The sequence below is a fragment of the Providencia sp. Marseille-Q8014 genome, assembly GCF_965112055.1.
The window spans coordinates 3704822-3724525 of the sequence record NZ_CBCOPT010000001.1; the positions used below are offsets into that span (position 1 = coordinate 3704822).

At 39.8% G+C, this 19704-nt stretch carries 13 protein-coding genes, 1 tRNA gene and 1 pseudogene; 10 read left to right on the plus strand and 5 right to left on the minus strand.

Features of this window, described 5'->3' with window-relative positions:
* Positions 1 to 411 precede the first annotated feature (411 nt).
* Positions 412 to 1002, minus strand: coding sequence for a HutD/Ves family protein (locus ACWPW6_RS16485; RefSeq protein WP_249999409.1), 591 nt, complete (start codon positions 1000 to 1002; stop codon positions 412 to 414).
* A 447-nt stretch (positions 1003 to 1449) separates the two neighbouring features.
* On the opposite strand from ACWPW6_RS16485, the gene ACWPW6_RS16490 reads away from it, so the two are divergent.
* The 5 genes from ACWPW6_RS16490 to ACWPW6_RS16510 all read left to right on the plus strand — a co-directional run bounded on the left by ACWPW6_RS16490 (position 1450) and on the right by ACWPW6_RS16510 (position 8573).
* A complete protein-coding gene (locus tag ACWPW6_RS16490) occupies positions 1450 to 3489 on the plus strand; it encodes an McrB family protein (protein ID WP_196713676.1) in 2040 nt (679 codons plus the stop codon).
* Between the two features lie 29 nt (positions 3490 to 3518).
* A complete protein-coding gene (locus ACWPW6_RS16495) occupies positions 3519 to 4811 on the plus strand; it encodes an McrC family protein (protein WP_249999411.1) in 1293 nt (430 codons plus the stop codon).
* 553 nt (positions 4812 to 5364) lie between these two features.
* Complete coding sequence (locus ACWPW6_RS16500) at positions 5365 to 6096, plus strand: class I SAM-dependent methyltransferase (RefSeq protein WP_163863140.1); 732 nt, start codon at positions 5365 to 5367, stop codon at positions 6094 to 6096.
* Between the two features lie 755 nt (positions 6097 to 6851).
* A complete protein-coding gene (locus ACWPW6_RS16505) occupies positions 6852 to 7763 on the plus strand; it encodes a PAAR domain-containing protein (RefSeq protein WP_163863143.1) in 912 nt (303 codons plus the stop codon).
* Between the two features lie 453 nt (positions 7764 to 8216).
* On the plus strand, positions 8217 to 8573 hold the full coding sequence (locus ACWPW6_RS16510) for a cell envelope integrity TolA C-terminal domain-containing protein (protein ID WP_249999413.1): 357 nt from the start codon (positions 8217 to 8219) through the stop codon (positions 8571 to 8573).
* A gap of 61 nt (positions 8574 to 8634) precedes the next feature.
* On the opposite strand, the gene ACWPW6_RS16515 is transcribed toward ACWPW6_RS16510, so the two are convergent.
* A complete protein-coding gene (locus tag ACWPW6_RS16515; protein ID WP_249999415.1) occupies positions 8635 to 9087 on the minus strand; it encodes an IrmA family protein in 453 nt (150 codons plus the stop codon).
* A gap of 116 nt (positions 9088 to 9203) precedes the next feature.
* Here ACWPW6_RS16515 and ACWPW6_RS16520 point away from each other — a divergent pair, with 116 nt between their 5' ends.
* The 4 genes from ACWPW6_RS16520 (at position 9204) to ACWPW6_RS16535 (ending at position 15315) form a co-directional block, all read left to right on the plus strand.
* Positions 9204 to 9791, plus strand: coding sequence for an inovirus Gp2 family protein (locus tag ACWPW6_RS16520; RefSeq protein WP_249999417.1), 588 nt, complete (start codon positions 9204 to 9206; stop codon positions 9789 to 9791).
* Positions 9792 to 9896: 105 nt separating this feature from the next.
* Complete coding sequence (locus ACWPW6_RS16525; RefSeq protein ID WP_249999418.1) at positions 9897 to 10106, plus strand: helix-turn-helix transcriptional regulator; 210 nt, start codon at positions 9897 to 9899, stop codon at positions 10104 to 10106.
* 509 nt (positions 10107 to 10615) lie between these two features.
* The gene (locus ACWPW6_RS16530; RefSeq protein WP_272683008.1) at positions 10616 to 12745 is read left to right on the plus strand and encodes a site-specific DNA-methyltransferase; all 2130 of its coding nucleotides are present in this window, start codon (positions 10616 to 10618) and stop codon (positions 12743 to 12745) included.
* Positions 12742 to 15315 (plus strand): DEAD/DEAH box helicase, encoded by a 2574-nt coding sequence (locus tag ACWPW6_RS16535; protein WP_249999422.1) that lies wholly within the window; start codon positions 12742 to 12744, stop codon positions 15313 to 15315. Before ACWPW6_RS16530 ends, ACWPW6_RS16535 begins: the two co-directional genes overlap by 4 nt.
* A 265-nt stretch (positions 15316 to 15580) precedes the next feature.
* On the opposite strand, the gene ACWPW6_RS16540 is transcribed toward ACWPW6_RS16535, so the two are convergent.
* The 3 genes and pseudogenes from ACWPW6_RS16540 to ACWPW6_RS16550 form a co-directional block, all read right to left on the minus strand.
* On the minus strand, positions 15581 to 15778 hold the full coding sequence (locus ACWPW6_RS16540) for a hypothetical protein (RefSeq protein WP_257759868.1): 198 nt from the start codon (positions 15776 to 15778) through the stop codon (positions 15581 to 15583).
* A gap of 83 nt (positions 15779 to 15861) precedes the next feature.
* Positions 15862 to 17077 (minus strand): annotated as a pseudogene (locus ACWPW6_RS16545) (tyrosine-type recombinase/integrase).
* 321 nt (positions 17078 to 17398) lie between these two features.
* Positions 17399 to 17483, minus strand: a tRNA-Leu gene (locus tag ACWPW6_RS16550).
* Between the two features lie 464 nt (positions 17484 to 17947).
* On the opposite strand from ACWPW6_RS16550, the gene ampH reads away from it, so the two are divergent.
* Positions 17948 to 19174 carry a D-alanyl-D-alanine-carboxypeptidase/endopeptidase AmpH gene (ampH, locus tag ACWPW6_RS16555; protein ID WP_249999424.1) on the plus strand — a complete coding sequence of 409 codons (1227 nt, stop codon included), beginning with the start codon at positions 17948 to 17950 and terminating at the stop codon, positions 19172 to 19174.
* The last annotated feature ends 530 nt before the right edge of the window (positions 19175 to 19704 follow it).

Genomic DNA, 19704 nt, shown 5'->3' on the forward strand with positions numbered 1-19704 from the left:
ATTGTCTCCTAGTTTAGTTATTGCAAATCTAAGCTAGAATAATGACAGTCATGTGTCAAACTCATGACAGAAAAATTAATTAATCACTATTTGATTAATTAGCTATATTCTTTATTAATATAGCATAAAAACCCAATATCATCAGTGTGACACCGCGAATAATGTTATTCTCTCCAATCGCTCCAAATATGAACATCACAACACACTTTAATAATAAAGAATATAAAAGCACGGAGATTTATTATAGATAGCGATAATCAGATTAAGGGTATGTGAGACTTTACCTCTTTCATTTCCGTTGTTTTTTAGTAAAAAACTTTATTATTTAGAATTAATAAAGATAAAAAAACAATCTTCATTCACGCTGTTCATTTTATAAAAAAGAACAGCGTTACCAACTAAGATAAAAGATTATGACTTAGAGAATAACTCAATAAGACAAAAGTCATATTCTGATAGAGATGCTGCAATATACGCTAATGAATTCCCTTCATTTTCCACCAACAATGTTTCAAATGCATTCAAAGCATAAGACTTGCCATCGACAGTGACATTAAGTTGGTCTGCGATATTAAATATCAATACTCGCTCGGCATCACTAATCCATGGAACAGGACTTTGCTGTGTATGGAACCAATGAAAGTGAGCCGCATATTTTTCCGGATTATAGATAAGGTTAAAATCACGAATGGCCTCATCTAACAATTCAGCATAAACATCACTTTCTCCATGAAATGCAAAAAATTGTTTTTGCCGCAATGTTACCGCTGCTTTTTGGTCAATATGTAGAGCCAGCCCCGAACCACCATCAAGTACACCAATGATCCGTTTTCTATTTGGAAAATGGGAGAAAGCGCCTGCTGTTTTAACATCTGCAATAGAAACGCGCCAATCAAAATCAGTCAACCCAACACCGTGACTACGCGCAATTTCTAAAGTAAAACCCTGCCCATTTTTCCACGGCATCTTTTGATAGTTTTCAGCTGATAATACTCGGGTCATGGATCCATTAGCCTTTAAGTTAGTGGTTTTGTTGTAAGGATTTAAACATATACTAAAAAATAGCTAAATTATACTGAACTCGTTTTAGTCGTTCATTACACGATGAATGCTTAAGTGAGCAAACCGATAATTTTTTACTTAAATTAGATAGATGGCATAGTGATAACTATAAAATCATCCACCACTCAAGCGTTAAACCACCCCGTTTTCTAAGATATTCTGCAAAAAATTAAGGGGGCACTATGTGAATCTATTTTAATGATTAAAAACCAAGCAGTAATACGCGTTGAATTAATTTATCTAAAAACTTTTCTTGGACACTTAAAAAATAATACAATCAGTTAATTTTACTAGTAAGATTAACTGATTGTATTAGAATCAAATAACTAAAAATAAAAGTAAAAATTTAAATAATCAGTCGTATCACATAGTAAAGGAAACATCACAATGGCTCTTGTGGATAATGTTGAGGCGGGTAAGCTGACTCTAAGTGAATTGATTAACACTTTGGCAAAAGATAAAAACTATTCTCTGTCAAAGTGGAATAAACGATACCGAGAATTAACAGCACAGCTACAGAAAACGTCAACATTCTTGATGCCTGAAACCGATGATTTGCTAAAACGACTATGGTATGAACGTAGTAATGGTATTGCGAGTATTAAACAAGGTGTTCCATCTTTAGTTGAATACGAACAGAATCTCCCACTACTTAGAGAACTCACTGAGCGCATTCGTCAGCAGCCAGATGAAGCAACCTACCAATACGTCAACGATGCTCTGCAAGAGGCCAAAAAAAATGGGCAATTTAAGCGTATGTACTGGAGCTTAAAAAATCGTGTATTTGCCGCCTTTTCACCCGAAATCTGCACCAGCACAGTGGACGAAAATGCGTTTTCTAAAACAGCAGATTTCCTTAATAAGCAATTTCACCTCGGTTTGGTACTGAAGGGAAATTGGTTACAAAAAAACCACGAATTGAAGCAAGCTATCCACGCTCAATCTCCCAATATAGATCCTTATTACGTGAATATGGCTACTTGGCATCTCTATGAGTTGCTCCGTGAACGTGATAATCAACAAAAAAAGAAAACGGTACCTACCCCCCGATTAACCGCCAGTCATGAACCCAACACCACTAAGACCCTTTCACATCAACCAACTAACGTGATCTACTTTGGCCCACCAGGCACAGGTAAGACTTACACGTTGCAGCAAAAAATGAAAGAGTACACCTCTCATGCTATACCAGCCGACCGCGATGCTTGGCTGGATTCTCGCCTTGAGCCATTAAACTGGATGCAGGTGATAACGTTAGTGTTGCTTGATCTTAATAAACGCGCAAAAGTGCGCCAACTTATTGAACATACATGGTTTCAGCGTAAAGCATTATTAAATGACCGTAATAGCAATTTATCAAATACAGCTTGGGCTACGTTGCAAGCCTATACCGTTCCCGAATCATTAACCGTTGATTATAAGAATCGGCGTGAACCTGCGATATTTAATAAAACAGATAATAGCGAGTGGCTGCTAATTGATGCACAGCTCGAACAAGTAGAGGATTTGCTCGCACTTTACACCGAGCTTAAACATGGCCCTAAACCTGAGGAAGCCATCCAACGTTTTGCTGTGGTTACTTTTCATCAATCTTACGGCTACGAAGAGTTTATTGAGGGTATCCGCCCTCGCTCTGACGAAAATGGCAACATCTCTTACCCTATTGAGCCGGGTATCTTTATGCGCCTATGTCAACGCGCCAATGCCGACCCAGCGCATCGCTATGCTATTTTCATTGATGAAATCAATCGCGGCAATATTTCCAAAATTTTTGGTGAACTGATCTCGCTCATTGAAGTGGACAAACGGGCTGGCATGCCCAATGCCATGAGCCTGCAACTGTCTTATAGCCGTGCTCATTTCAGTGTTCCCGCCAATGTTGATATTATTGGAGCCATGAATACCGCAGATCGTTCTTTAGCTATGATGGACACGGCTTTACGCCGCCGCTTTGACTTTATTGAAATGATGCCTGATCTATCTTTATTAAGTGATATAAAAGTTAAAGGTATTGAACTTGAGCCTTTGCTAGAAAGACTTAACAGCCGTATCGAAGCACTTTATGATAGAGAACACACATTAGGACATGCATTCTTTATACCCGTAAAAAAAGCACTCGATACTCACGATGAAGATTCCGCATTTGAACAATTAAAGTGGGTATTTCAGAATAAAATTATCCCTCTCTTGCAGGAATATTTCTTCGATGACTGGAGCAAGATTAGATTAGTACTTGCTGATAATCAAAAATCTGAAGAGCATTTACAATTCGTCATTGAAAAAAATAACGATTTAGATACGCTTTTTGGTAGCGATCATCCATTAGGAAGCCATATTCAGCAATTAACAACATATGAATTAGAGGCATTTGATCAGGAAATTTGGGATACCCCACAAGCCTATAAAGCAATTTATCAACCACAATAATCCCCTTTTTATAAGTAGGCTAGAAATATATGGATGAAGTCATTTCTATTTTCGAGTATGACCTTTTAGGAAGAGAAAAATCATCGCCTACTGGCGTGAGAATACTTCATCCAGAACTCTTTGATTATTTAGAGCAACTGAGTTTAGCAACTCCTCAAGGAAGCAAATTATTCAAATTGACTTCACGCTCAGGTTTTAAATTACTTCAGGTACAAAACTACGCTGGAGTCTTATATACACCTCATGGCACACAGCTTGAGATATTACCTAAAATTGGTAAAAACCTCACGAGTAAGAGTGCACGAGAAGCCTTTCTTACAATGTTAAGCCATCTTCCTAACTTTCGACATCTTCGAACACAACAGACAACGCTACAAACTCAACATACACCGCTACTTGAAATTTTTATCCACCAATTTTTGTATAGCGTTAGCCTATTAATTAAACAAGGTTTACGTTCAAATTATGTAAGTGAGCAAAATAACTCGTCATATATGAAAGGAAAGTTAATTCTTTCAGAACAATTACGACATAACATAGTGAATCGTCATAGATTTTGTATTGAGTATGATGAATACATGCCTGATTGCGCAGCCAATCGGCTTTTACACTCCGCACTAAATACGTTGGTTAGTTTAAAATTATCATCAGAGAATCAACGCTGGCTTTACGAATTACGCTTTGCTTTTGACGGTATTCCACTGAGTCGTGATATTGAAAGCGATATAAATAGCCTACGCTTGGAACGCGGCATGGCTCATTATCATGAACCACTCATTTGGGCACAATTAATTCTCAGGGGAATGAGCCCAACCTCTTTACAAGGAAATGTTAAAGCAATATCACTTTTATTTCCTATGGAAGCAATATTTGAGGCTTTTGTTGCACAAACCATCCACAATGAATTGCCTCCGGAATTTAAAATTGCAGCACAAGTAAGCAGTTATTCCTTAGTAACACATGGCAATAATAACTGTTTTAAACTTCGCCCAGACCTGCTAATTCAATCACGCCAGCCTGTTAAAGCTAAAATAGTGATGGACACTAAATGGAAGTTAATAAATTGCAAACAAAGAAAAAAATCGCTATATGGGCTATCACAATCGGACTTCTACCAAATGTTTGCCTATGGACAAAAATATCTTAATGGAGAAGGTGAGATGTATTTAATCTATCCAGCACATGATGATTTTAGTCAACCAATACAACAACATTTTGCTTTTTCAGATACCTTGAGATTATGGGTTGTACCATATCAGATTACAGAAAAAGCAGGCCAAAGAATGATGTGGCCAGATAAGAGCTGTAATCTGATTAAATAAACTTAATCTATTTCAATATAGATAGATTATTATTTTTTCTCTGATTACGAAAACTCATCTACCATCCCTTGAATTCATTTATCTTTAATAAAATTATTTAAACTCCGTAGCTAAAAAAATGAAAATATCAAAGTGATTTTCATTTTACCCAACAAAATCTTCTACAGAGTCATATTTTATGACAACACTTTATAATTATTGGTTATAAATCAATCAATATGTGAACCCTTGGTTTCTTAAGTGCTCTATTGGGACATCAGCAACTAATTTATATTGATCCCTAAGTAAACGTTAAGGTACTAATAGTAGAGAATAACGCCAACTATTTTGAACTGATTATTATTTTAACAACATAAAATAACTCCAGTATTGCTCTCTGAGCATTTTTCTCTACCTAGAGTTCTAAAATATTGTTAAGCCATGCCTATATAACACAAAAAGTGCGAACAAAAGTGCCACCTCATTATATTATTGAAATGACCTAAATATAGCTTATCGCAATCGATTGAACGTTATGATTTCAAATTGAGGATCACTTAGGAATTATATGACTATGTCTGAACAGAATATCTATGATAATCCAATTTTCTTTGAGAAGTACAAAAGCTTAAGAATGAATGACACGGGTCTGAATGGAATAATGGAAGAACCCGCGCTAAGGGTGTTACTACCGGATTTAACGGATAAAATTGTTCTTGATTTAGGGAGTGGATTCGGTGATTTTGCTCGCTATGCCCATAGCATGGGAGCCAAAAAAGTTTATGGCGTTGAATTATCTGCAAACATGATTGAGCAAGCAAAGCTCATCACACACACTGACGATATTGAATATATTCATGCCTCAATGACTGATCTTCCTAAGTTTCAAGAAAGTTTTGATTTAGTGATTTCCTCTCTCGCGATTCATTACGTTGCTAATTTTAATCAACTTGCCAAAGAGGTATATTCACACCTCAAACCAGGTGGGAAATTTATCTTTTCGGTCGAACACCCAATGTGTACTGCGAAATCATCATCATTTATGAAAAATATAAATGGTGAATTTGTCTGTATGCCCGTTGATAACTACCAAAATGAATCAATACGCCACACTACATGGTTTGTTGAGGATGTTATTAAATATCATAGAACATTAGAAAGTTATATCACTGGGCTGCTTGGTGCAGGGTTTACCCTCGATGCTTTAAAAGAGCCTAAAGTCATAGACTCAGCGCTTATAGATAGGCCAGAAACAGCCATTTTTAATCGTTATGCACCTTTTTTAATATTAAGCGCATATCGCTAATTGTAAGCAGTGCACATTGGTTACGATTATTTAATCAGTATGGTGCTTTGTTCAATGCCAACATATTGGTTGCGATTATTTAATCAGTATGGTGCTTTGTTCAATGTCAACATATTGGTTGCGATTGACTACAGGGTGTCGATATGAAGTAAAAATTCAAAACGGCACTTTGGGAACTTACCGAGAGAAGCGGTTAATACCATTTTTGAAAAGAATATATTGTCTTCCAAGTACCAAAACCAAGGATATGCTGGAGGCATGGAAATAAACTCTTTTTTGGTAACTAAAAGCATAATTGTTATTAAAAGATATATTCAACTCGAGAGAAGATGTATTGAATAAATTACGTTATGACAAGTTAACGTAATTACATACTACGAAAAGAGAATTTGAGACATAAAAAAAGACGCCTTTTAGCGTCTTATTTTCACTTAAGTGGTGCGAAGGCCGGACTCGCCTTTAATAGTCAATGCATTGTTTTTGTTTGATATAAATTTATAATCAATTTTTTATATACTTAAATGTATACTCGGTGGTTTAAGGTTTGAGAACTAAATTAATTAGCACCACTCCCTCTCTTACATAAGCTTCTGACATAATACCATTTTTATCCTTCCTGTTGGACATTATTAAAATACTAACACCCTACTCTTATTAATTGTAATCCTTAATAATTGTTAAAAATAACTTGTCAATGCCTTAACACTGGACAACAATAACATTTAACTTAAGTTCAGTTACGTTTAGGGACAGGCATGCCGATAGGATATTTTTTACGAGTTGGCGATAAAACAACATGTGGCGGTCAGATTTTAACCGGTGATAATACCTTTATATTTCATGGAAGATCTGCTGCACGTCAGGGCGATCTAGTTACCTGTGGAAAGCATTCTGGGACATACAACATACTTGGTGGCGTTAGCAATGTATGGGGTAATGGTAGAATGATGGCTGGGACACTGGATAGCTTTAGCTCCTGCCCATGCAAAGCAAGACTGATAAACTCCATCACTGATTGCTACAGTAAAGAAGATGAGCCAGCCAAAGCAAGATCTTTCGTTGAAACTGAACAAAAGCAGCTAATAACAACACCTAAGCCGCCATCAACTGTTAATAATGTTTTTAGTAATAATTTAAATATTCCCGTTATCACCAATCCAAACCCAATCAATGATTCACTCATTGAAAATCCTGTCAAAATATATGTAATGATAAACAACGAATGGATAGGCCATGTTGGGTTGGTTATTGGTGAAGGCGAAGGTTCTTTGTTATATGACCCTGCAGGCTCATATACTGGATGTTACAAAAGACAATGTGAAGATGGGGTAACTATACACCGGGGTTCAGGAGAATTCTTTGAATACCCAAATTATGATTGGGATGATTATTTAGCTTACCAGAGAGACGATGGTGAAGATATTGCTATAATTGAATTTGTTATACCTGAACAACAAGCAGAACTCCTACGTAATTTAGTCTTTGAATATGGTGGTGCTGGGATCATGGAATGTGCCAAACGTATTTATACGGTGTTACATGAAAGTGGCGGAATTTTTAGTAAGTTGGAAGAGCCTTTTTGGCTACGTTCGCCTTGGGAACTAAAAAAACAACTATTGGATATTTACTACCCTAGCCGTGGTGGGGTGATATCAGGTGCCTACTAAAATATCCTATATCTCATTATCATTAGGTATTTTATTTTATTACCTTGAAATGGTTCATGAGTTTTTTTTCAGGCTGTATCCGAATGCAATGAATACAGTGCCTATATTTCAACATCAAACCTTATTGAGTATCATTTTTGCTATTTACCTTTTATCTATAGCCCCCTTATTCTTTTTATGCATCAAAAGTAAGATAAATAACGGCTATCGTTTTTTATTTTACATAGCTCTACCGTACATATTTTCTGTAATTACTTGGTACTTTAATATTTATATTGCCAATCCAAATCAGTACTCCAGTAGTGGTTCAATCACTGGAGTACTTGGCCACATGTTCATGACATCTTATATAATACATGGTGTATTTTTAATTCCTATAGTTGCATATGCAGCTGATTTTTTACTTCGTAAAATGTTGAAGTAAACTGTTTTTATTAAATATAGAGCGATTAAATGATCATTAATTTAAAAAATTACATTCTTTTTTTTGTCATTCTTTTTCCTGCTTATTTAAACGCAGCTGCAGCTAATAAGCATCCAATGGATATTTATGCTTCAAATTTAAAAAAATCCATTCAAAGTCGGTTTTATGATGCAGACCTTTATAAGGGAAAAGAATGCGAAATTAAAATTACTCTCAACGACGATGGAAAATTAATTTCAGCTATCCCTAATGAGAAAAATAGTAACAATGATCAAAATCTATGCATTAGAGGTATGGAACTAATTGAAAAAACACAATTTTCACCCACTCCAGAAGACGACTTAACATCGGATAAAAATGTGTTTAGTATTATCCTTCGTCCATAATAATCATAATGTTAATGCGATGCTAACTTAGCAGTTAACATCGGGTCATATAAACCAATTATTACTTACTTTTCGCCACCGAAACCTTAGTCAACTTTGGATTATTGGCCTGAAAGATCGATATCAGTAACTCAACTTTACGCCCTTTCTGATCTTTCACCACTCTAACGACTTCAAATTCAGCAACATCTTCACAAGGAATCTCCAATCTTGCAAACGTAGCACGAGGGGCGCTAGAATCGCCAAAAGGCTCCACTTCCAGTACCGTATCCCCTAATACTTTTTCTTGTCCATCTTTCATTCGCAGCGTTGGTTCAAAAGCACCAAACTCTGCGTGGTCGAGAACCATATGGTTACCGCCATTATCGAGGGTAAATGAATAACCACAGTAGCCTTGGTTAATAAAATTTGAGCTCGTATGTGTGGTGTTCGCATAACGCTGTTGTTCTTCAGCCAAACTAAATGCACTAACTGCCAATAGTCCTATCGCATATACACTTTTTATCTTATTCATTACCCTGTCACTGACTCACATAATTCATATGTTCATCATTTTTATAAAGTGATGAATTCTTATTTTTAACAGCATCCATTCTAGATATTAAATAAAACCAACCAAAGGTATCAATCATGTCTAGACCCCCCCACAACGAGTATTACATTCAGAAGATAAACCACACTATTCGTAAATCACTCTTAACCTGTAATCGTATTACAGCTATTAGAGTGGACTTGCGCTTTCCTTCATCAAGGATATCTCACTTACATGACTCCAATGTCATCACCCGATTTTTTGAATCTTTAAAAGCAAAAATAGGCGCTGACTTAAAACGTAAAAATAAAGCATGGAAACGCAACCGTTCGTGCCCCTTGTTTTATGTATGGGCCAGAGAGTTTGGTGAGATAAACAACAAAAAACACTACCATGTACTTTTGCTATTAAATAAAGATGTTTATTGGAACCTAGGTGATTTCATCAAAACTGAAGGAACACTCTATGCATTAATACAGCAGGCATGGTGTAGTGCTATAGATGTTAACTTCCCTGACAAGCGTTATTTAGTTCATATCCCAGACAATGCAGTTACTTGGCTAGATAACAATAATACCAACAATGAAAGTACGATATTCGAATTAAACCAGCGCTGTAGTTACTTAGCCAAAGAGCATACAAAATATTATGGTGATGGCGAGCGTTCTTTTGGATGCAGCCGTTAATCTAGCAATAAAAAACATGAGGGGGATATCTTTTGGAAGAGAGATATCCCTAAATATTCATCGATATCCCTTCTGCCTTTTAACTTTAAAGACAGGAGTTCAATAATGAGCACTCAAGCGATTCCCTTATTAGATGACCAATTCGTTGATATGAAATTTATAACCCGTTTAACCGGACTAACAGATAAATGGTTTTATAAATTGATCCAAGATGGGGAGTTTCCTAAACCAATAAAACTAGGACGTAGCTCTCGCTGGTTAAAGAGTGAAGTTGAAGATTGGTTACAAGCACGTATTGCCGAATCCAGAGCATAACCACCACACTACTACCCTCTATCCGCTGATAGCACCAACATCATTTAAGCCACATCAGAAATCTCACAATGAAAAAGTATCATGACCGCCATGAGGCATTGCTACGTCACTACCAAAGCTGGCTGGATGGCTTTACCAGACTTACTGTCGATCACGGAATGCCCCATCCCTATATCAAAAATAGTTACCAACTGATAGTGGTAAATAACTACATTTAACACTGCTACACTTTTACCGTTCGATCCTCTCCTCTGGTAACGAGCTGACGGTTATCATAAAATGTCGAACTTTATTCAGTAACTGATTTATTGTTCTGCATTAATAATTACTAGTATCCCACTAATAGCTAATGAGTTGAGTTTTAGGATCGATGAATTAATTAATTAATGTTAATATACCACTAATTTTTCAGCGTTCTGATTTTGTTGATGAATCAAAGTATTGGAATCTCCTATGAGCGGAAAGTTCAGAACCTGCAATGCTCAGAATTGATAAGAAGAAAGGAATATATGTCTAGGCTGACTGATTTAATTTCTAAAGCGAAGGCCAAAGACCCGCAATTGGGTGCTGACTTGGATCGAGAAATCAAAATCCTGTCGTCGCGTCTTCCCTTCGGGCTGAATTTCGAGCGTCATAGCCCTGAAGTCGTAGAGTTACCATTACGACCAGTGCGCAAGGGGGACAAGGTGCGCATTTTGCCGGAGCGTGGCTCCACTAAGAAAGGCGATCAGCGGCTATGGCAGGTGAAAACCATCCACAAAGTGAATAAGACAGCTGACCTGGAATTGCTGGGCGCAGCAGATGTCGAGACTCAGACTGTTCTACTGAGTGACTTAGTGGTTATAGCCGAATTTCGGGATACGATCTGGCCGGGACTAGTCAGCACAGGAAAAGTACAGCGCGGTGGCGATAAGCCCTTCCACTCTGTCATCAATGGCGAAAACTACCATGTATTGAAGGCATTGACCTACACGCATAGAGGCAAGGTGGACGCCATCTATATCGACCCTCCGTATAACACGGGAGCTAAGGACTGGAAATACAATAACGATTATGTCGAAGAACAAGATCTATATCGACACAGCAAATGGTTGGCTTTTATGGAACGCCGCTTACTGGTAGCCAGGGAGTTGCTGAATCCTTCCAATTCCGTATTGATCGTAACAATCGATGAAAAGGAATATTTACGGTTAGGATTGTTATTGGAGCAAGTATATCCAAATGCAAAGATTGAAATGGTTTCTTCTGTAATAAATCCTAAAGGTACGGGAAGGTCAGGTGATTTTGCCCGTACAAATGAGTTTTTGTTTTTTGTACGATTTGGGGCATCAATAGTCAGTGGTAGACCTGATGAAGCCGCTATTGGTGCCGAAGTTTCCTGGGAAACAATGAGAAGGCGAAACCTTGCATCTGTAAGAGGTAGAAAAGGTAAAGGTGCTTGTGGTCCAAATCAGTTCTTTCCAATTTTTGTAGACGAAGCATCAGGTGCCATTGTTGGGCGTGGAGCTCCTCTGCCTGTTGACGTTCCTCGTGAAAGCATCACATCCCCAAAAGGTACTATTGCTGTTTTTCCTGTTCGTTCAGATGGAACTGAAATGAATTGGGAATATACTGACTCTGCATTCGATAAATGGTGGGGAGAAGGTTATATTCGCGCTAATGGTAAAAAAGATGAACCTCAGCCTTACATTATTCAGCATCTTCCGAATAAGGCGCGTAATGAAATTGCGAATGGAATTGCAATTGTTGAGCGTAAGCGTGCAGATGGATCCGTTATTGCAAAATATATAAATGCAACGTTTAAGCATGTAACTACTCAATGGGACTTTACTTCCCATAGTGCTGAGCACGGCGGTACTGGAGTTATTAAATCTATTATTCCAGGGCGGAAATTCCCATTTCCAAAATCGCTCTATGCCGTCGAAGATGCTCTTCGTTTTTTTATTGCAAACAAACCCGAAGCAATCATTCTCGATTTCTTCAGTGGCTCAGGAACAACTGCCCACGCAGTGATGCGCCTGAACAAGCATGACGGTGGTCGCCGTCAATGTATCTCCGTCACTAATAACGAAGTCGCCGCAGACGAACAGAAAACGTTGCGCAAACAAGGCTTACGTCCTGGAGACCCCGAATGGGAGAAATGGGGTATCTGTGACTACATCACCAAACCGCGTGTACAGGCTGCCATCACAGGCAAAACTCCTGATGATGAGCCGATTAAAGGCGACTACAAATTTACTGATGAATTTCCAATGTCTGAAGGTTTCGAGGAAAACGCCGAATTTTTCACCCTGACCTACGAAGCTGAAAAGTCGGTTAGCCATAACTTGGCTTATGCACGCATTGCGCCACTACTATGGCTGCGAGCTGGTGCTCGCGGCAAGCGTATTGATAAACTGCCTGCTGAAGGATGGGCTGTGACTGATACCTATGGCCTCCTTTCTGTTGTGGATCAAGCCACACCTTTCATTCAAGCCATTATACACGCCCCTGACGTTCGTCTAGCCTTCATCGTTACTGATGATGATCGCCACTTTCAGTCAGTAGCCAAACGTCTGCCAAAAGGTGTGGAGCCGGTACGTTTGTACGAGTCGTATCTGACCAATTTCAGCTTTACCAGTGGAGAATTAACAGAATGAAGTTCACTCTAAAGGACTACCAGCGCGATGCGGTGCGTGATTCGCTGGTGAATCTCAGGAAGGCTCGCCGTTACTGGCAAAATGAGAACGACAAAAGCGCCTTCTCTTTAACGGCTGTGACCGGTGCTGGTAAAACCGTTATGGCTGCCGCTGCGTTTGAAGCATTGTTTCATGGCGACGACGAATTTAATTTCGATGCTGATCCCGGCGCGGTAGTGATCTGGTTCAGTGACGACCCAGCACTGAACGAACAAACCCGTTTTCGCCTGATGGAGGCCAGTGACCGTATCAACTACAACGATATGGTGGTGGTTGAACACCCTTTCAGTCGGTACAAGTTTCAGGCTGGAAAAATCTATTTTCTAAACACACAAAAGTTTGGCAAGAACAGCCTATTGGTACGCGGGTTCGATGATAAAGGCGGGCTTTTCGAGGCAGCCCCTGATGCACAGGCTTATACGTTGTGGGATACCATCCAAAACACTATTGAAGACCCGGACCTCACCCTTTACCTGGTACTGGACGAAGCGCATAGAGGTATGGGTTCGTCAACGACTTCCAGTGAGGCAGCTAAAAGTACCATTGTACAACGGCTCATCAACGGTTCGGCTGGGGTGAAGGGTATTCCGGTAGTATGGGGTATATCTGCCACAGTAGAACGTTTCGACAAGGCTATTGAGAATGCTGGCCATAATGTCAAGTTGCCAAACGTGGTGGTTGACCCGACTAAAGTACAAGAATCGGGTCTTATCAAGGACGACATCATTCTTGGTGTGCCCGATGAAACTGGTGACTTCGACACCGTGTGGGTACGCCGTGCGGCCGACAGGCTTAAAGAAGCGACCGATGCCTGGGAGGATTACGCAAGACAGCAGGAAACCATACGCAAAGTGGTGCCACTGATGGTATTCCAGGTTCCCAATACGCCTGACTCAAACGAAGTCGGGCGCTGGCTGGATACGCTATTCACCCGTTATCCCGAATTACCTATTGACAGTGTTGCACATGTATTCGGCGAACACACTACACAACATTTCGGCAAACACCAAGTACCTTACATTGAACCACAACGAGTTCAAGAATCGACTTGGGTACGTGTGCTGATCGCTAAAGATGCCATCAGTACTGGCTGGGATTGCCCACGCGCAGAAGTTATGGTCTCCTTCCGCGCTGCCAGCGATAAAACACATATTACGCAATTGCTAGGACGAATGGTGCGTACTCCACTGGCAAGAAGGATTCCGGGTAATGATCGTTTAAATTCAGTGGAATGTCTGCTGCCCAAATTCAATACCAAGACCGTGAGAGATGTCGTCAATACCTTGTTTCATGGTGATGATACATATATCCCTGGCGGGCGCATCTTAGTTAATCCTGTAGAAATGAAACCTAACCCGGCTGTTTCGGCTGCCGTGTGGGAGGTTTTTGAAGCACTACCATCACAGACCCGACCACAGAAAGGAGCCAGACCAGCCAGACGACTTACCGCGCTGGCACAGGAACTGGTCGATGACGGCATCCTTGAAGATGCTGTCAGAAAGGCCCATGCAACCTTGCACGAAGCCTTGGACACGTTTCAGAACGAGAATACTGAAAAAATCAAAAACAAGCGCAATTCAGTTCTTGTAGTAGATGGTAAAACTGTGGTTGCCAGCCTAAAGAACAAGGCAATGACTTTTAACGAATTCTGGGAGGAGGCGGACATAGCGGTGATCGATGACGCCTACCGGCGTGCTGCACGAATCTTCAGCCCGGATGTTTCCCGCACTTACGTCGAATATTTGGCCGATAAAGTGGCAAATCGGGAAGAGGATGCAGAAGAATACTTGGATGCCATCATGGAGGCCCGAGTGATCCTCGCAGGCCTGGGGCTAGTAATGGAGGTGCAGGATTACTTTGATGCCGAGGCTGATAAATTAGTTAAAACATGGTTGACCGATTACTTACCGCAGATCAAAACGCTAAAACATGAACGTAAAGAGGCTTATAGACAGATCGTCGAAATGAGTACCGAACCGCAGGATGTGGATCTGATCAGGCCAGAGAACAAGTTTGAAATGACCAAGGAGCGTGAGGGCGAAAAGGAAACTAACCTTCCAACTTGGAAACATCATCTGCTGTGCGATGAAAGCGGAAACTATCCTGCGCTATTGAACCATTGGGAAACTATAGTTTTCGAGACCGAGGCCAAACGTAAAGGATTTTCTTTCTGGTATCGTAACCCTCAATATACCGGGCAATCATCACTGGGCATCACCTACGTTGAAGCCGAACAATACAAAATTGTTCGACCAGATTTTCTATTTTTTTCAACACAAGACTGTAAAGTGGTTGTGGACTTGGTAGATCCACATGGCCTACATCTGTCTGATGCTTTACCCAAACTGAAAGGATTGGCATTATATGCCAAACATCATTCCGATGTTTACAGGCGAATCGAATCCGTCGCCGAAGTGAAGGGTAAATTACGAGTTTTGGATTTGAAACGACAGGATGTGCAGGATGCTGTTGCAGTGGCTGAAAATGCTGAATTATTATTCAGTAGTGGACTTGCTGATGACTATCAGTGAGTTATAGACTATTAGGTATTTTTGTGAATAACACTCTGCTAGTTTAGTACATTCGTATATTCAAACAGAAGATACGACTCTTGCATTGAACTGATAGCAAGAGCTATGCGAGTAGCTCTTGCTGAGTTATTTTTTCGATCGTAATCTTCTTGCTCATCCTTTCAATAATTACCATTGTATTTTATATGTCATTATAAAATACATAAAAATAATTTTGGTAAAAATAGCCATCCTCATGTTTATCAATAAAGATGCTTATTTATCACTAAAAATTCACACTCACCGTATTATCCAAAATCCCCTCCAATTCCTCCATGTAATTCGCATACCACTGCATATTCTCTTCATCCATATACTGAGTATGGTTATACGCACTACGGATTCGCGTTCTTACCAATATGCACGAAATGGGTTTCAATACACTCAGAGCTAATCCCTTCTCATGCAAAATTGTACTCATCATTTGGCCCGATTCGTCCCTTGTTAGCCTTCCTTCATACCCCAACAACTAAATAATCTAATTTAAATTGCCTTTAATGAGTCACCCTACTTAGCAAAACTAAAGGGGGAAATCTCTTTTTCCCTATTCGCATCCAGATAATCAGCCCACCATTGCACCATCAATCGCCTTTCCTCAATATGCTCTGCCTTATGAATATAAGCAGCACGCACTGAGTTGCGTTCTTGGTGGCTCATCTGCCTTTCTACTGCATCCTTAGACCACAAGCCTGACTCAATCAACGAGCTACATGCCATCGTTCTGAAACCATGACCGCACACTTCAGTCTTAGTGTCATAGCCCATCACACGTAATGCGTTATTCACTGTGTTTTAACTCATTGATTTTCTAGGGTTATGATCGCCGATAAAGATCAGTTCGTGGTTACCGCTGAATTGGTAGATCTGTTTTAAGATCTCAATAGCTTGTCGGCTTAAAGGGACTAAATGAGGTGTACGCATTTTTGATCCACGATGAGAGTATTTAACCCCTTCTATCGCTTCACGTTCTGCGGGGATCGTCTACATGGCATTATCAAAATCAATTTCATCCCAACGAGCAAAACGGAGTTCATAGGAACGAATACAGACTAACAAGGTGAGTTTAACGGCAAAAGTGGTTAACGGTCTGCCTGTATAGCTATCTATACGCTGTATGAGTTCAGCTAGGCGTTTCAGTTCTAAAGCAGTTCTATGGACTCGTTTACCTGTGGCAACTGCACCCGCCATATTTTGCGCTGGGTTATAGTCGATTAAACCACTTTGTACGGCATAGCGCATAATGGCTGTCACTCGTTGTTGTAAACGTGCTGCCACTTTAAGACATCTAGGTATTTTTACGACTTTAATCGGTTAGAGGAGATCGCGAGTTTTCAGTTCAGCAATATTGCGTTTACCAATAGAAGAAAAAATATTGTCCTCAAGGCTTTTTAGCACTCGGTGGCTATGCCCTTCAGACCACTTATTATTGGTTACATACCAATCACGAGCAACCTTATCAAAGGTATTAAACTTCTTTTGTTGCTCTTCCTTTAATTCTTTCTTGTATTCGCGTGGGTCGATATCTAAAGCAACTTGCTTTCTGACTGCATCCCTTTTTTCTCTCGCATCCACTAAAGAGTGGCTCAGAGTATACAGCAAAGGTTATCAAATATTATTTGCAGCCAAAGCGAAAACGCAAATATCTAGAACTATTAAAGTGAATATACTGACATAAACCATCATTGTTTGTTAGCGTATAAGCTTTCTCGTTTGAATTAGTTATGCCAGCCTATCTATCGGTTAATGCCAAATTTTTTATCCTCTTCTCCCCAAAGCAAGCATAAACACTCAATAATTTAGAGCACACCTAAGCAGCAGGCAAAGGTGACTGATAAGCTTAGATAACGAATATGATATGAATAGCTCCCATCAAACTAAAATCATAGATTCTAACGAGAAAATCACAATATTATCATAAGGATAATGACACATTAATCGCCACTCTAAGGGGGATACGACAGCCATGAATTAGAATAGGAACGCTGTGAAAAGAGAATTTGAGACATAAAAAAAGACGCCTTTTAGCGTCTTATTTTCACTTAAGTGGTGCCGAAGGCCGGACTCGAACCGGCACACCCGAAGGCGGTTGATTTTGAATCAACTGCGTCTACCAATTCCGCCACTCCGGCACGAAGTGATGTGTTTCTTGGAAAACGTGGCTATTATACTTGCCTTGTCTCGACTAGCAACATTTATCTTGATTATTCAGTTTGTTCGCTTAAAAAAAAAGCATCTTCAGGGCTACCTTTGCAGATCTGATTAGATTGCATTCTTTCAAACGGAATCTCTATATCCTTTATTGGCTATTTAATGCTTTTTGTTTATTTATCAGCCTATACATATGTTACTTTAGTCAAATATTTGATTTAATTAGTAGCATCCTCAAGCCTGCTGGCGACTTTATATAAATTTTGTTAGCGTATGCACATTATTGAATTATTAAAGGTATTTACACATGGGTTTTCTAGGTTGGATAGCGACGGGGCTCGTCATTGGCATCTTGATCGGTGCTTTGATTAAGGTCTTCTCAAAGAAAAAATAACCTTGGTCTGTTCGACCATTTGCAAAATTACATATCGACTGGCTCCTAAACATGAAGAAATCATTTCTAAAAATTCTGTCAGTGTCCGCATTGTCGCTCGTTTTAGCAGCATGTTCTAGCACGACAGAAAAGCAACCAAAGTTTTTACAGGGCAATAATGATGCCGAGTCTAGCGACTGGAAAGTATTTGAAGGTGATAGAAGAACCTATGAACGTGTCGCTAAAATTGTCGATCTGTATGCGAATCGTATTTTTAACGAAAGTGATGCCCGCGGGATGGCTATCATTGTCATTGATAATAACCAAACATTATCACGCTATTATGGTGAGACCGCTCCAGGTAATGGCAAAAAGCCAGGACCTCACTCGCTCGTTCGTATTGCATCGATTACAAAACTCATGACCAGTGAAATTTTGATTAAGCTTGAGCAAGACAAAAAGTTACTCATCACTGATCCGCTCCAGCAATATAGCTATCACGGGGTTTCTGTTCCTGATAACAATAGTGGGCAACCTATCCGTCTGTATCATCTTGCGAGCCACACCAGTGGGTTACCGAGAGAGCAACCGGGTGGTAAATGGGGAAGGCCTGTCTTTATTTGGCCAACCCAAGACAATCGTTGGACTTGGCTAAAAAATGGTAAGCTTGATGCGACACCAGGCACTGAAGCCTCTTATTCAAACCTTGCCTATGACCTTCTTGCTGATGCAATGATTAAAGCATCTGGCCAATCCTACCCTAACCTATTTAGCCGTTATGTGACGTCTCCTGCCAAAATGACGGAAACCACCTATACCCCCAATGCCTCACAGTGTGCAAGGTTGATGGAGGGAACAAAACCCAGCCCTTGCCACAATACCTTAGCCGCAGCAGGGAGTGGCGGAGTCTATTCAACGCCCGCCGATATGCAAAAATGGATGCAGCAATTTTTATCGACGGATAAAAACCTAAGAAAAGCCACAGCAGCACGCGAGCAAGGTATTTATTTTCCAAGAGGTAAGCTGCTTGATGTTAAAGGCATGGATGTTGCGGGCCATGCAGATGGACTCGGACTGGGGTGGGTATATATGAAACCACAAAATGGTAGACCCGGTATTTACCAGAAAACAGGCGGTGGCGGTGGTTTTAATAGCTATATGGCGATGATCCCACAACAAAACATCGGTGTTTTTGTGGTGATGACGCGTAAAGATAGCAGTAAATTTAGCAAATTAACGATCGGTGTGAATGAGATGGTCGCTGCATTATCAGCTAACCATGCTTATGGGAGACATTGAAAGCGTACCGCCGACGCAATGAATGCACTGGCGAGTTACACCCCAACCCTAAAACACTATTTTGTTCAGCTTGTGGCTCTTAAATTAGCAATAGGTTGATAAATAAAACTTTGTTCACTGTTACCGAACAGTTTTGCTCGGTAACAGTATTTGAAATACCACAAAAATAGACAAACAAAGTCTCGCTTTTATTCCCTTTTCACGTTGACGATGACAACCGATAAAAGGCTATTACACCAAGTGGTCACCTCCACCACAGTACGAACCTTTTTTGCATCATATTAATAGCTTATTAATGCTCTTCTTTGCGTATAATAACCCATCATTGCTTTTTGCAAGTCTCCCCCACTCCCACAATGCTAATGGCATAAATCATTCAAGGGGGAATCCTATGCCATCAATTATCATTAAAACACATGATTAAACAGGGTTACTGCAAATACGAGTGAGCACTTTGCCAAAATGACGAATACCAATTGCCATAGCACCGAAGAACGGATGACTCTCCAACGTGCAAGTAATGGCAAATC

Excerpts from the sequence above, each read along its gene's own strand:
- ACWPW6_RS16485 (WP_249999409.1), bottom strand. The coding sequence starts at position 1,002 with ATGACCCGAGTATTATCAGCTGAAAACTATCAAAAGATGCCGTGGAAA.
- ACWPW6_RS16490 (WP_196713676.1), top strand. The coding sequence starts at position 1,450 with ATGGCTCTTGTGGATAATGTTGAGGCGGGTAAGCTGACTCTAAGTGAA.
- ACWPW6_RS16495 (WP_249999411.1), top strand. The coding sequence starts at position 3,519 with ATGGATGAAGTCATTTCTATTTTCGAGTATGACCTTTTAGGAAGAGAA.
- ACWPW6_RS16500 (WP_163863140.1), top strand. The coding sequence starts at position 5,365 with ATGTCTGAACAGAATATCTATGATAATCCAATTTTCTTTGAGAAGTAC.
- ACWPW6_RS16505 (WP_163863143.1), top strand. The coding sequence starts at position 6,852 with ATGCCGATAGGATATTTTTTACGAGTTGGCGATAAAACAACATGTGGC.
- ACWPW6_RS16510 (WP_249999413.1), top strand. The coding sequence starts at position 8,217 with ATGATCATTAATTTAAAAAATTACATTCTTTTTTTTGTCATTCTTTTT.
- ACWPW6_RS16515 (WP_249999415.1), bottom strand. The coding sequence starts at position 9,087 with ATGAATAAGATAAAAAGTGTATATGCGATAGGACTATTGGCAGTTAGT.
- ACWPW6_RS16520 (WP_249999417.1), top strand. The coding sequence starts at position 9,204 with ATGTCTAGACCCCCCCACAACGAGTATTACATTCAGAAGATAAACCAC.
- ACWPW6_RS16525 (WP_249999418.1), top strand. The coding sequence starts at position 9,897 with ATGAGCACTCAAGCGATTCCCTTATTAGATGACCAATTCGTTGATATG.
- ACWPW6_RS16530 (WP_272683008.1), top strand. The coding sequence starts at position 10,616 with ATGTCTAGGCTGACTGATTTAATTTCTAAAGCGAAGGCCAAAGACCCG.
- ACWPW6_RS16535 (WP_249999422.1), top strand. The coding sequence starts at position 12,742 with ATGAAGTTCACTCTAAAGGACTACCAGCGCGATGCGGTGCGTGATTCG.
- ACWPW6_RS16540 (WP_257759868.1), bottom strand. The coding sequence starts at position 15,778 with ATGATGAGTACAATTTTGCATGAGAAGGGATTAGCTCTGAGTGTATTG.
- ampH (WP_249999424.1), top strand. The coding sequence starts at position 17,948 with ATGAAGAAATCATTTCTAAAAATTCTGTCAGTGTCCGCATTGTCGCTC.